This is a genomic window from Aquimarina spongiae (assembly GCF_900141785.1).
GTDB classification, from domain to species: Bacteria; Bacteroidota; Bacteroidia; order Flavobacteriales; family Flavobacteriaceae; genus Aquimarina; species Aquimarina spongiae.
Window position 1 is genome coordinate 163,860 of the sequence record NZ_FQYP01000002.1, and the last position, 14,381, is coordinate 178,240.

10 protein-coding genes are annotated in these 14,381 nt (G+C 37.3%); 7 read left to right on the forward strand and 3 right to left on the reverse strand.

Going from position 1 to position 14,381, the window contains the following annotated elements; translation table 11 throughout:
* Positions 1 to 32: 32 nt before the first annotated feature.
* The 3 genes from BUE24_RS05410 to BUE24_RS05420 all read right to left on the reverse strand — a co-directional run bounded on the left by BUE24_RS05410 (position 33) and on the right by BUE24_RS05420 (position 6,615).
* Positions 33 to 1,880 carry an Ig-like domain-containing protein gene (locus BUE24_RS05410; protein WP_084549413.1) on the reverse strand — a complete coding sequence of 616 codons (1,848 nt, stop codon included), beginning with the start codon at positions 1,878 to 1,880 and terminating at the stop codon, positions 33 to 35.
* A gap of 132 nt (positions 1,881 to 2,012) precedes the next feature.
* A complete protein-coding gene (locus BUE24_RS05415; protein WP_073314752.1) occupies positions 2,013 to 3,602 on the reverse strand; it encodes a RagB/SusD family nutrient uptake outer membrane protein in 1,590 nt (529 codons plus the stop codon).
* Between the two features lie 10 nt (positions 3,603 to 3,612).
* Positions 3,613 to 6,615: a TonB-dependent receptor plug domain-containing protein gene (locus tag BUE24_RS05420; protein WP_073314757.1), complete on the reverse strand. Its 3,003-nt coding sequence runs from the start codon at positions 6,613 to 6,615 to the stop codon at positions 3,613 to 3,615.
* 274 nt (positions 6,616 to 6,889) lie between these two features.
* Here BUE24_RS05420 and BUE24_RS05425 point away from each other — a divergent pair, with 274 nt between their 5' ends.
* The 7 genes from BUE24_RS05425 to BUE24_RS05460 are packed head-to-tail and all read left to right on the forward strand — an operon-like array spanning position 6,890 to position 14,377.
* On the forward strand, positions 6,890 to 7,903 hold the full coding sequence (locus tag BUE24_RS05425; protein WP_073315347.1) for a sensor histidine kinase: 1,014 nt from the start codon (positions 6,890 to 6,892) through the stop codon (positions 7,901 to 7,903).
* Positions 7,900 to 8,625 (forward strand): LytR/AlgR family response regulator transcription factor, encoded by a 726-nt coding sequence (locus BUE24_RS05430; RefSeq protein WP_073314759.1) that lies wholly within the window; start codon positions 7,900 to 7,902, stop codon positions 8,623 to 8,625. The genes BUE24_RS05425 and BUE24_RS05430 overlap by 4 nt, the downstream gene beginning before the upstream one ends.
* 13 nt (positions 8,626 to 8,638) lie before the next feature.
* Positions 8,639 to 10,579 carry a sodium:solute symporter family protein gene (locus tag BUE24_RS24235; protein WP_244548125.1) on the forward strand — a complete coding sequence of 647 codons (1,941 nt, stop codon included), beginning with the start codon at positions 8,639 to 8,641 and terminating at the stop codon, positions 10,577 to 10,579.
* Between the two features lie 17 nt (positions 10,580 to 10,596).
* Complete coding sequence (locus BUE24_RS05445) at positions 10,597 to 12,219, forward strand: M1 family metallopeptidase (RefSeq protein WP_073314761.1); 1,623 nt, start codon at positions 10,597 to 10,599, stop codon at positions 12,217 to 12,219.
* Positions 12,219 to 12,737, forward strand: a complete 519-nt coding sequence (locus BUE24_RS05450) for a DUF2867 domain-containing protein (protein ID WP_073314763.1) — start codon at positions 12,219 to 12,221, stop codon at positions 12,735 to 12,737. Before BUE24_RS05445 ends, BUE24_RS05450 begins: the two co-directional genes overlap by 1 nt.
* Positions 12,738 to 12,753: 16 nt before the next feature.
* Positions 12,754 to 13,557, forward strand: coding sequence for an arginase family protein (locus BUE24_RS05455; RefSeq protein WP_073314766.1), 804 nt, complete (start codon positions 12,754 to 12,756; stop codon positions 13,555 to 13,557).
* A 7-nt stretch (positions 13,558 to 13,564) separates the two neighbouring features.
* Entirely contained in the window at positions 13,565 to 14,377 is an 813-nt protein-coding gene (locus BUE24_RS05460) for a hypothetical protein (protein WP_073314768.1), read from the forward strand.
* Positions 14,378 to 14,381 lie beyond the last annotated feature (4 nt).

Below are 14,381 nucleotides of genomic sequence, written 5' to 3' on the forward strand. Positions count from 1 at the left end.
TTCTCCAATTAAAAACTAACATTTATACATTTCTAATCACATGAACGTATGGTTTTCCACCAGTGTTCTCCACTTCCTGGAATTACCCAAATTGGTCCGGTTTGTGCCTCATACAACACTCCTTGATATACCACCTGATCTCCTTGGTTGTATATTTGTGGGTAAGCTTCCCAATTGGCAACTCCGGCGCAAGAACCACTACCTCCTCCATCAGATTGTACTGAGATTGCAACCGCAGAAGAAGTTGTTGTTCCTCCAGCATTATCCGTGGCAATTGCGGTAATGGTATAATTTCCAGTACCTGCATTAGTCCATGAATAACTGTATGGGCTTGTAGTATCTTCGCCTAATTTGGTGTTTCCTTCAAAAAACTCTACTCTAGTAACGGTCCCATCGCTATCAGATGCATTGGCAGAAATCACTATCGCGGTACCTTGAGTAAACGTGGTGTTATTTGATGGAGAAGTGATCGCTACCGAAGGTAGTTGATTACTTCCATCGCCTCCACCATCACCACAATTCTGTAGCAATTCCCAAGGTTTACCATTTCCAGTATTCGAGGAGGGCACATCACCTTGGGTCCACCATTTTGCACGATATAATTGATTTTGGTATACCGCTTCCTGACCACCTTGATATGCTGTAGCCGAGTTCCATTGTGCCGAATTACATCCGGTACCATCTCCACCGCCATCACCTCCGCCGTCTCCACCATCATATGGTGATTCTGGGTAGTTTTCTGCATTCGCGATGGCTTGGGATTGCGATACTCCATCCAACACCTGACTTGCTACATACAAATATCCATATGCAGAAGAGTTCCCATCTCCCAACAATAATTGCCAAATCATAATCCCATCATTGTTCACATTAGTTGCTCCTATATGAGCAGATAGATCCGCCATAGTTTGATAAGTATACGTATAATACGGCCCCCATGGCTCATCTGGATAATGTGTCCCTGCTGCAATCGAGAAACCATATCGATCTGCATAATGTTTGTAAGCATCATACATTATTTTTCGGTTACTTGCAGCTCCGGTATTATACCCTTGATAGGCTATTAGATCTATTTTATCTCCCACAGCTTCCATCACCGGAATCATATGCCCTGTGGTAGCAAAGCCATATAAACTAATAGCTTGATTTGGAGAAGTAGCATTATATAAATTAGCATCAGATTCTCCAGTTACGCTATTCCTCTTGCTATAAGCAAACGGTGAGGAAGGATCATCATTATTTAATCCTCCTAATGCTCCAACTCCTGCTGGCGCACAGGCTAATAGGTACTGTCCTTTGGGCATTATCGCTCTTGAGTTATTGAAAAAATCAATAAATCGTTGCACATTAATAGGTTCTCCTATAGTAGCAAAACTCCCATTGGGTTCAAAATCCCAGTCGATCCCTTCAAATCCCATGTCATCGACAAGATCCTTGATTTGTTGATAGTTAATATCATAAGCAGCATCCGATCCCCAATACGTCTCTCCTCCTACGGATAGTATCACTTTGGTCCCTTTTGATTTTAAGATAGCTACAGATTCTTTAAGCGTAGCACCTCCATACGGTGTTTGGATACCTGTATTTGTTATATCCAGTGATCCTTTCTGATATCGTAGATTAGGTCTTGCAAAAGCGAGAAACACGTGGGTAACATGTTTGGGAATATCTCTAAGTTTAGAACCCTGACCTGTGGTAGTCCAACTCTCTGACCATGATGGGAAATATCCCAAAATAATGGGTTGTGTAAGCACAGTTTTTCTATCAAGCTGAACGGATGGATCTTCCTCTCTGAGATCATTTATAAAGCTTTCATTATTGCAAGAAAACAATAATGCTAGCATCGCAACTACTGTGATAATTCTTTTCATTGATTTCATAATATATAGTTAGATGTTTGTGTTAGGTAGTATTTATCTCATGCATTCTTGTTATTATATTTCATTTAAAGAAGGAAAAAAGAGAGAAACGGAATACAATTCACTATTTCTCTCTTTAAAATCACATGTGTGTTAGAAATTTCCTCCAGGCACATCCCACCAAAGACGTGTACCTGCATTGTCTGGCCCTCCCAATTTGGTCACGGCATCAGCCACACCATCTGGGTTGGTTTGTAATTCGCTATCTACAAAAGGTATCCTTCTGATTTGAAGATCGGTATCCACTACTCCTCCACTCTGGTTACTCACTACGGGGAATATTTTAGGATATCCAGTACGTCTATATTCACTCCATGCCTCTTGTCCTTCTGGGAATAATGCGATCCATTTTTGAGTAATGATACGCTCCAGTTTTTCTTCGTTGGTAGCTGCATCGTCCCAAGCAATAGTGATGGTGCTTAAAGCATTTATACTATTTCCTGGTGTAACAGGATCTACATAATCCATGGGGGTTCTTGTACCATTAGAGACATAATCTGATATCCCTCCTAAGCCATATTGCTGAAATGAGGTGGTAATTCCTTGCTCGTAATTACCTTGAACATCTCCTGCACCAGTCCAACCTCTTAATCCCGCTTCTGCTTTTAAGAAAAATACTTCGGCTGCTGCCATCAATTGCACTCGTGGCGTCAACACTTCATCTGCCAATAAAGAAAAAGTAACATAGTCTGCTTTTTGCGCAAGCTCATCATCATACCCTGGTAAAAGTGGTAATCCATTTCGAACTCCTTTGTATACTCCTTCTTCAACTTCTGAAGTATTAAAGTAGCTACCAACTCTAGGGTCTTCATATCCTACCAAAATAGATTCCATCGAAGCATTCATACGGATATCTCCCCAGGAATTATTAATAGTGCGTACCGGATGATCTAATGTTCCATTCACAAAAAAACCATCAGGATTAGCTTCGATAAGTCCTACAGGATGATTCAATGATTTCTCACCTTCGGATTGTGCCTTGGTAGGTGCTACTTTTGAAATTCGAATTGCTAAACGTAATCGAAGTGCATTGGCATACTTAATCCAGTTCTCATAATTTCCGCCATAGGCTAAATCAAAAGCTGCAAACCTTGGACTATCAATATTATCTGATAGTATTTGAATAGCTTCTTCCAGATCTGCGAAAAAAGCATTGTAAGCTTCCTCCTGTGAGTCATACTCACTCGTAGTTGCAGATTCTCCAAATTTGGTATACACTATTGGCCCAAATACATCAGATACTCTGTGCATAGCAGTAACTTTAAGTATTTGAGAAACTGCGAACAACTCTGGAAATGTTTCCCGGGTTTCGTTTTCAATGGTCTTGGCATTGTTCATTACATTAGAGTACGGTACACTCCAAATGAAATTATTCCAACCACTTACCAAATTATAGGTGGTATTGTTTGCCCCAGCTACAAAAGGTCTTGGATTCGTCATATATCCAGAAAACACATCTGCATTCAGATTTTGCTGTAATTGAAAAGACCATGGTGGCGTATATTGATAGATATTCTCGAACATAGGTTTATATAAAGATCCTACATTCTGAAAGTCTACTTCTAATTGTTCTTGAGTAATGTTTCTGGGGTTTCCATCCAGATCTTCTAAACCTTCAGCACAGGAAGACAAGAAGAGTGATATCACCACAAACCCCGATAAAAATATATTGCTGTTTTTCATTTTACTAATTTTAGAAACTTAGATTAACATTCAACCCCCAACTTCTGGTTGAAGGAAGTCCTAATACATCAACACCTTGCAAAGCATTTCCTGTACTTAAAGTCACGTTCGGATCATGCGGAGCATCTTTATAAAAGAAGAATAAATTGTTACCGATTAACGAAGCCTTTATACTTCTGAAAAAAGAATTTTCTGAAAGCTGGAAATTATATCCCAAAGCAATTTCGGCCAGACGTACATTGGTAGCGCTGTATACATACTCTCCGGTAAATCCATTTCTTCCTCCTGCAAGTCCATAATATTCTTGTGCAGTCAAAGTCGATACATCTCCCGTTGGACTTACCACTTCGATCAATGCATTTTCGGTTTCTCTTTGTGTATTATTGCTCAAACCTTCTACAATAGCTTCAGTCATACTGATGGTTTCTCCACCAAATTTTCCATCGATCAAGAAATCCAAACTAATATTTTTATAAGTCATGGTGTTGTTCCACCCCAAGGTAAAGTCAGGATTCGCGTTACCCACCTTTTCTAGTCCCGCAATGGTATTGTCTGGGTTTTCATCATTGATTACTATAGCTCCTGCGTCAACTACAGGTCTTCCGTTGGCATCACGTTTTACCACTTGCGCATAGATATCTCCATACTGTCCACCTTCTACCAAATAAGAGGCAAAAGTATTTACCCCAGGAGGCGAAATCACTTGATTATCAATTTGTACATCATCAGATGGGTTGCTGATTTCTTGAACCTCATTATCATTAGCTGCAAAATTGATATTCGAAGTCCATTTAAAATTTCCTGTTTGAACTGGAGTAACAAAAATTGACGCTTCGAATCCTTCGTTAATGATATCTCCAGAGTTTACTCCTACAGTTACAGAACCTGTTCCAGTAGATACCGGTACTTGAAAATATTGATCCACAGTACTGGTGTGATAATACCCAATATCAAACCCAAATCGATTATCAAAGAATCTCCACTCGGTTCCTATCTCAAATGAGCTTTGTTGTTCTGGACGAACTTCGCCCAAAGGTCTTACCGGATCCAAAGGACTTAATCCACCTCCAAAAAGAATTTGTCGTTCAGGAAACACTGTGTTTGCTGGTACGTCATTACCTACTTGAGCATAAGATCCTCTTATTTTTGCAAAGGAAATCTTCTCTCCCATATCAAAAATCTCGGTCAAAATACCTGTAATACCCGCCGATGGATAGAAGTAGGAATTATTGCTAGAAGGTAAAGAAGAAGACCAATCATTTCTTGCTGTTAGATCTACAAATACCTTTTCATTAAATCCAATGGTAGCACTGGCAAAAATTGAGTTTACCTTTTTATCTAACGAACTTTGAAATAGAGAAACTTGTGGGTTTGCATTAAAATTCTGAATAGAAAATACATTCGCAAATTGTAAGCCTCCGTTAGTTCCAGAGTCTGCATTTAATAATTCTACGGTAGTTCTCGTCGTACTCGTCCCGACATTTGCAGATAGTGAAATGGTATTAAACTGTTTATTTATCGTAGCGATCACATCCCCGTAAAGTTGTCTAATATCCTGCTCTGTAAAAATATATCTTCCATTTGCGGGTGCTAGCGTAGCTTCGGTAGTTGCATGAACCTTTTTCTCGTAATTCAAAAAAGTTTGATCATACGTACCTCTACTCTGAACAGAAATCCAATCGTTGATTTTGAATTTCAAATTCATTGAAGCTAACAACTTCCTATTAGTGTCCTCACTAGCATTTCTGTTTAATATCCAATAAGGGTTTTGTTCTATATCCGAAGTCGCTCTAAACCAGCGTTGACTTTGAATGTTTCTATCAGGGTCTAATTCTTCAAAATTCTCATAATCCGATAGTCGTTCTCCTGGAGAGTCAAAGTTGTATGCTCCCACAAGTGGGTTAAAATACAAACCTGAAACTGGTCGATTATCAATGGTTTGTGTAGATGCCAACACATTAGCACTAGCTGTCAAAACTCCGTCGAAGAATTGTGCATTCTCTCGAATGTTTATCGTATGCTGGCTCATTTTATTGGTAGGTAATATCCCAGAAGCAAAGGTGTTGGAATATGAAAAATACGTTTGCGCTTTCTCACTTCCTCCAGAAAGAGAGACCGCATTAATATTGGTAACCCCATTGTTGAAGAAATCCTTAATATTACTTTCAGCCTCATCGTTAAGATCGATATAATACGCCGCAGACTCTACTAATAAATTAGAAGACGCTTCTACCTTAAAAGATCCCGCTCTTCCTTTTTTGGTAGTAATCAATATCACTCCGTTTAACCCAGCGCTTCCATAAAGTGCAGATGCCGAAGCTCCTTTTAAAACGGTCAAGGATTCTATATCGTCTGGATTTATTAAAGACAATACATCTCCTCCATCACGGTTTCCACCGTTAATATCTCCAAAAGTATCCAAAGGTTGCCCTCCTGTAGGATTCGATAATGGTACCCCGTCAATTACATATAAGGGTTGGTTATTCCCTAATGAAGCATTTCCTCGCAAAGTAACTTTTACCGATCCCCCAGCACCTGAGGAGCTGCGGTTTACGACTACCCCAGAAACTTTCCCGGAGAGACTATTTACCGGATTGGTTTGCCGTACTTTGTTTAGTTCATCGGCATTAATATCCTGAGCAGCATAGGTAAGTGATTTTCTACTTTTTGCGATACCTAACGCGGTAACAACAACATCATCGAGCTGCTCCAGATTCTCCTCCATAGCAACGTCGATTATATCTGATGCTCCGACAGTAACGGAAATAGTAGTGAGTCCCACATAACTAAACTCCAAGACATCGCCCGCAGATGCCGTAATAGTATATTTACCATCAAAATCTGTTTGTGCCCCTTTTGCCGTTCCTTTTACAATTACATTAACTCCTGGGAGCGGCATGGCATTTTCTCCCGTCGAAGTTACTGTTCCCGAAATTGTTTTTTCTTGCGCTTTGACCTGTTGTGTCATTAATAGTGCTAAAAGAACAGAAAAAACTAGAATAGTTCTTTTCATGAAATTAAGATTGATTTGTTTGATTATTTCCGATTTAAAGGTTTTATGAATAAACTTGAAAAAGAAATTAAATATCTAAACAGCATTAAAAAAACAATAAACGACGTATTTCCTCATATAAGCGTTTTTGCGATTGAGCACTTTTTAAAATATTCCTTAAAGTATTTTGTTTTTAAATAAAAAAACACATAATTTTTTCACGTTTTTTAACAAATTCACACAAAAAACATCAAAAACCGTGTTTAACTGGATAGCAACATCTGATGGTTACAAAATGCCAAAAAAGTATCATTTCATATTTTGGGCAGGCTATTTTTTAATCAATTTTATTCGTTGGGGAAGTTACTTCGATGATTATGTATATTCATTGAAATCAAATCTGGTAGAATTCTTTATTCATATCCCAATTACTTATTTTCATATTTATTATCTGATTCCCAAATTTGTCCTTAAGAAAAAATTACCACTCTATCTTATCACAGCCATATTAACCTTGGCTGTGGCATACATAGTAAGAACAGAACTTAATCTTCTATTAGTGACCAGCAATATCTGGCCAGAAGCTATCGGGACCCAAAAAGCCTATAGTTTTAATCATATTGTAGCGGTTACCATTGGAGAAGTATATGTAGTTGCACTTGCTACCGCGATAAAATTAACCATGGATTGGATTGCCGAACGAAAGAAGAATTCTCAGTTGAAACAATTACAACTCAAAACTGAATTAAAATATCTAAAATCACAAATACAACCTCATTTCTTCTTTAACACCTTAAACAATTTATATTATTTAACGATAGAAAAATCGGATAAAGCTTCAGATGTGGTTCTTAAATTATCTGAAATCATGCAGTATGTTTTGTACGATGTTAAAGAACCGAAAATTGGATTGCTTAATGAAATCAACTATATTGAAAGTTACCTGGAACTAGAACGATTGCGACATGGCGAAAAAGTAAACTCAGAAATTCAGATCAGAGGAAACATTGATGATATTTCTATTCCTCCATTGTTATTACTACCTTTTATCGAGAATTGTTTTAAACATGGTAGTAAAAACAATGAAGAAGTACGTCTTGACATTCATTTTGAAAATGAGAAAAACGAACATCTCATTTTTAAAGCCAAAAACAACTTTAATTCTGATTATGCTGATGATAAAAAAAGAGGTATCGGAATTGAAAATGTAAGACGAAGACTAGAATTATTATACAAAAACAAATACTCTTTAGAGACCAAAGTAATAGATAATACGTTTAACGTATTATTAAAAATCCCCATCCTATGATTGTCAAATGCATTATAATAGATGACGAGCCATTCGCGATAAAAGTAATCGAATCGCACCTGGCTTCTTTTAAAAACATAGAACTTTTAGGATCTTTTCACAATCCTATAGAAGCCTTAGAAATTATAGAACAAGGAGAAGTCGATGTCATCTTTCTGGATATCAATATGCCCGGGATGAACGGATTAGATTTCATCAAAAACAGTAGAAACAACTATCAGATTATTATCACTACAGCGTATCGCGAGTATGCTGTAGAGAGCTTTGAATTAGACGTACTGGATTATTTGGTAAAACCTATTCCTTTTAATCGTTTTTTAAAAACCATCAATAAGCTTACTCAAGTAATTAATAAAGACCAATCAAAAAATGAAGAGTATCAAGGAAATAAGGATCCTTTTATTTTTCTTAAAGTGGATAAAAAGCTGGTAAAAATACTCTTGAAAGATATTCTTTACATCGAAAGCCTTAAAGATTACATTAAGGTGATTACTACACATGGTAATTATCTGGTTCATAAATCGCTAACAGGAATTACGGAAGAGTTACCTGATTCCAATTTTATACGTGTGCACCGCTCCTATACTATTGCTATCGATAAAATTAAATCTATTGAAGGCAATCTGGTAGAAATCGATTCTAAACGAATCCCGATTGGCCGTAACTACTCCAAACACGTAAAAGAAACTATTTTCAGCAACAACAAAGATTTACATATTTAAAATATCATTATACATGATCACACTTTCAACCCTAGACCTTATTCTTATATTCTCATTTTTCACACTCACTTTATTAATTGGTATTTGGGTTTCTAGAACCTCGGGAAAAAATACCAGCGAATTCTTTCTATCGGGTAGAAACATGCCCTGGTGGTTATTGGGACTATCTATGGTGGCCACCACCTTTTCTACTGATACTCCAAATTTGGTTACCGATATTGTTAGGAAAGGAGGAGTATCTGGTAACTGGGCTTGGTGGGCTTTTTTGATTACAGGTTTACTCACTGTATTTGTATATGCCAAATTGTGGCGTAAGTCCAATGTAAATACCGATATAGAATTTTACGATCTAAGATATGGAGGTAAACCAGCGCATTTTTTACGTGGATTTAGAGCAGTATATCTAGGGATCATTTTTAATGTACTCGCAATGTCTGGTGTTACCCTTGCCGCTATAAAAATTGGGCAAGTGATGCTTGGGTTAACGGCCTTAGAAACTGTAGGGATTGCTTCGGTAGTAACCGTTATTTTTAGCGCTATTGGAGGGTTTAAAGGAGTAGTATATACAGATTTTATTCTTTTCTTTACAGCAATGATAGGTGCACTTGGAGCGGCTTATTATATAGTAAATTTACCTGAGGTAGATGGCGTAGCCAATCTTATAGCTCATCCGCAAGTGGCCGATAAGATCTCGTTACTTCCTGATTTTGATAATACCGAATTATTGGTATCATTATTAATCATTCCACTTGCTGTGCAATGGTGGAGTTCATGGTATCCCGGTGCTGAACCTGGTGGTGGTGGATACATTGCGCAACGTATGCTGGCAGCCAAAAATGAGAATCATGCCATTGGTGCTACTCTATTTTTTAATATCATGCATTATGCTATCCGACCATGGCCATGGATTTTGGTAGCACTCGCTTCTTTGGTATTATACCCAAAAGATGATGCCAACACTATGGAAGCTGCTAAAAGCAATTATATAGAAATGCAAAAGTTGTCAGAAACGAGAGCCCTTACTCCTGAAGAAGCCGAACGAATGGATGCTTATTATTTTGCTTCAGAAGGGTTAACTGCAATACGACAAGCGTTCCCCGAAGATAAAGTGCAAAAAGATAAGATAGGTCATGATATTGCATATTCGGCAATGCTTACTCGTCTACCTTCCGGACTGTTAGGTATTGTTTTGGCTTCGCTAATAGCTGCTTTTATGTCGACTATTTCTACGCATCTCAACTGGGGATCTTCCTACATCGTACATGATTTTTATGCCCAACAAATCAACAAAAAAGCTTCAGAAAAAGAGCTGGTGCTCGTAGGAAGAATAAGTACTGCTATTTTGATGATTCTTAGCGCCGTCTTAGCATTATTGCTCACCAACGCTAAGCAGATCTTTGATTATATCATTATGTTTGGTGCGGGAACCGGACTTATTTTCATCTTGAGATGGTTTTGGTGGAGAATCAATGCCTGGAGCGAAATCTCTGCTATGTTTGCCTCAGGAATCGTATCTATAATTTTTGGATTAGAATCTGTAGACCATGCATTATTTGCTGAAGGAATGCTTCCTGGATGGTCAAAATATCCAATAATTGTAGGGATTACTACCGTGATCTGGCTTATCGTGACCTTTGTTACCAAACCAGAAGACGACAAGGTATTATTCGATTTTTATAAAAAAATACAACCGGGAGGACCTGGTTGGAAAAGTACTATTCAACGGGCGAAACACCAAGATCTAAATATTGTTACGGATAATAGTACATGGAGTGTTCCTTCAGGAATATTGGCAATGATTGTAGGGTGTATTATGATCTATGGAGTACTTTTTGCTGCTGGATATTGGATCTATGGAGAATATACTTTTGCAATTATTTTAACAATAGTTGTTATTGTCGCTGTCTACATTTTAAGTAAGTTGTGGAAGAAAATTAAAACCACCATCTTATAAGAGACGGCTCACAATACATGATTAGATTTTTTTTACCCTTACTATTAGTTCTGGGGTTCACCACTATTGAGGCTCAAGAACATACATTTACAAGACAAGATACCTTAAGGGGTTCTATAACACCCGAGAGAGCATGGTGGGATCTTATCTACTACCATCTAGATATTACTGTAAAGCCTGATCAAAAAACGATTTCAGGAAAAAATACGATACAGTATAGGGTATTGGATGCTCATAATACCATGCAAATTGACTTGCAGCCTCCTTTGAAGATTGAAAAGGTAATGCAAGGCGATCAAGAGCTAAAAGTAAATTCTGAAGGAAATGCCCATTTTGTGACACTTACTGATGAACAAAAGGAAAATGACGTCAATACCGTAGAGGTATACTACAGTGGAAAACCTCGAAAAGCTGTAAATGCTCCTTGGGATGGCGGTATTTCTTGGAAAAAAGATAAAAATGGAAAACACTTTGTCGCATCTTCTTGCCAAGGACTTGGTGCTAGCGTTTGGTGGCCCAATAAAGATCATATGTATGATGAAGTAGACAGTCTTTTGATCAGCGTGAATGTTCCTAAAGGTTTAATGAATGTATCGAATGGTAGACTTCGAAAGATCGATGAGCATAATAATGGTACCAGAACCTTTCATTGGTTTGTCAGTAATCCTATCAATAATTATGGAGTGAATATTAATATTGGAGATTATATTCATTTTGGAGAACAGTACAAAGGTGAAAAAGGGTATTTGGATATGGATTATTATGTACTACGATATAACCTGGATAAAGCCAAAGAACAATTCAAAGACGCTCCCAAAATGATGAAAGCTTTTGAACATTGGTTTGGCCCCTACCCATTTTATGAAGATAGTTTTAAACTGGTAGAAGTTCCCTATTTGGGTATGGAACATCAAAGTTCGGTCACTTATGGTAACAAGTATAAAAATGGATATCTGGGTCGAGATCTTTCTGGTTCTGGTTGGGGATTAAAATTTGACTTTATCATTATCCATGAAGCTGGCCATGAATGGTTTGCCAACAATATTACTTACAAAGACGCCGCAGACATGTGGGTGCATGAAGGATTTACCGCATATTCTGAAAATTTGTTTCTGGATTATTATTATGGCAAAAAAGCCTCTGCCGAATATGTGATTGGGACAAGAGGGAATATCCAGAACGATAGCCCCATTATTGGTACTTACGATGTAAACCATGAAGGCTCCAGCGATATGTACTACAAAGGAGCTAATATGTTGCATACATTAAGACAACTTATTGAGGATGATGAAAAATGGCGTACTATTCTTAGAGGATTAAATAAAGATTTTTATCATCAAACCGTTACCACAAAACAAATAGAAGACTACTTAAGTAAAGCGGCTAATATTGATCTTACTCAGTTTTTTGATCAATATTTGAGAACGATCAAAATACCAAATTTGGAGTATTCTTATAAAGATGGAGTTCTTAAATATCGCTACACCAATGTGGTTGAAAAATTTGATATGCCAGTACGTGTTTTTGTTGATGATAAAGCGCATTGGATACAACCGAATGCCAAATGGCAAAGTAAAAAGTTGACAGGAAGCAATTTGCAAATTGACCCCAATTTCTATATACATCCAACACCAATATAATGATTGTTTCAGAAGTTGATTTACCAAAGAACTCTTTGCTAGCGAATACCAGGCATGATTATACCGATAGCTTCTCTGGTAGCATCCATACTTCGTCTACTATTGATCAGCATCAATTAGTAAAAGCTTTTTTTGTATCCTCTCCGAAATGGGTGGGCGCATTACTATTTTTACGAAATAAAATTGTGGCTGTATTTGGACTCAAAACAGGAGAAGCAATTTCAAAAGAAGACATTCTTAGTAAAGATTTCAGACTACAGAAAGGGGATGCTGTTGGAATTTTTAGAGTATACGACAAAAGTGAAGATGAAATTATTTTTGGAGAGGACGACAGCCATCTTAATTTTAGAGTCTCTCTTTTATTGACACAAGAAAACACAACCAGGGATTTGATCATATCTACAGTTGTTGTATTCAATAACTGGTTAGGAAAGTTATATTTTCTTCCAGTAAAACCATTCCATAAGCGTATCGTAAAAAGTATGCTCAAAAGAACACTAAAGGAATTAAAGAACTAAACAATTACTCGAGTAAATGAAAATTTATTTTCCACAATGGCAAGGATCTGGTACAGGAAAAAATATTGAACCTGGAGCAGAAGCGATTCTAAAATATCTTGATGACCCCGAATTCGTAAATATCCCCTTATCCAACATCGCAGCTGGAACACAAGGAATACAAAAGCATCATATTAATAACTACGACGCCATTACCGAACAACTAACTCGTTTAAAAAAAGAAATAGCTACCGTGCAACCTGATACTCTCAAAACTATTGGCGGAGATTGTGGATTAGAAATTGTGCCTGTATCTTATCTCAATCAGAAATATCCCAATTTGGGTGTAATATGGTTTGATGCACATGCTGATATTAACAAGCCTTGTGATTCCCCAAGTTGTAATTTTCATGGCATGCCTTTACGTACATTGTTAGGTGAAGGAGAACCCGAAATGAGTCCTTTACTATTTTCCACCATTACGGCATCACAAATCCACTATGTGGGTTTACGAGATATAGATAAGACCGAAAAAGACAGAATACAAGAAGGAGAAATTTATGCCCCGACCAAAATAGATATTGATCACCTTACGGAGACCTTGAAGGCTAAAGGTATCACCCATTTGTACCTACACTTCGATTTCGACTGTCTGGAGCCTAACGATTATGATAAAACCTATTATAATGTTCCCAATGGGGTAAGCATTGCTGATGCTGAAACCTGCATAGAGGCACTTACCGAGAATTTTACGGTTGTAGGAAGTAGTGTTCTTGAATCTGTAACGACAAAAAGTGAAGAACTACAACCGATTTCAAAAATTATCGATCTTTTAATCTGACACTGCTATGGACACTAAATTCGTATTCTCTTTCTTACTAATTTTTACCCTTTTTATTTTGGGATGCAGCAATGAAACCGCAAAGAACGATACGAACGACAAAGAAAATAAGAAAAATGAAGTATTGGTACTAGGAGCCATTCATGGTGGACATCTTACAGATTCAGTATATCATACAGCGTATTTAACTCAACTAATAAGAGCAATACAACCAGATTATATCCTAGCAGAAATACCACCAGATCGGTTTGATCAAGCGGTAAAAGAATTCAAAGAAAATGATAGTATTTCAGAATCCCGAGTACGTCGGTTTCCTGAATATGTGGATGTGGTTTTTCCGCTAACCAAAGAAATGAATTTTGAAATCATCCCTACTGCCGGGTGGACATTACCTATGGCGCAAGAACGCAGTCAAAAATTACGGGCAATAAGCAAAGACTCTACTCGAATTGAAGACTGGAATGCATATCGCAAAGCAAACCGTATATCTGATTCCGTTTATCAAGCAACGGGAAAAGTAAATGATCCTTACTTTATTCATACCCACACTTATGATAGTATACAGGATATCGCTTTGCAGGTATATAATGATTTGTTTAATGTAGAATTAGGCTTGGGAGGATGGGATAATATCAATATTGCTCATTATTGGAAAATTGAAAAAGCATTAGAAAAACATCGCTATCAAAATAAAAGAATGCTTATTATATATGGAGCAGGTCATAAAGGTTGGTTTTTAAGAGAGTTAAGAAAGCGTGATGATATCAAATTATTAGAGATGAAACCTTTTCTTGACAAAATATCTCAAAACCAATCCTAAAACC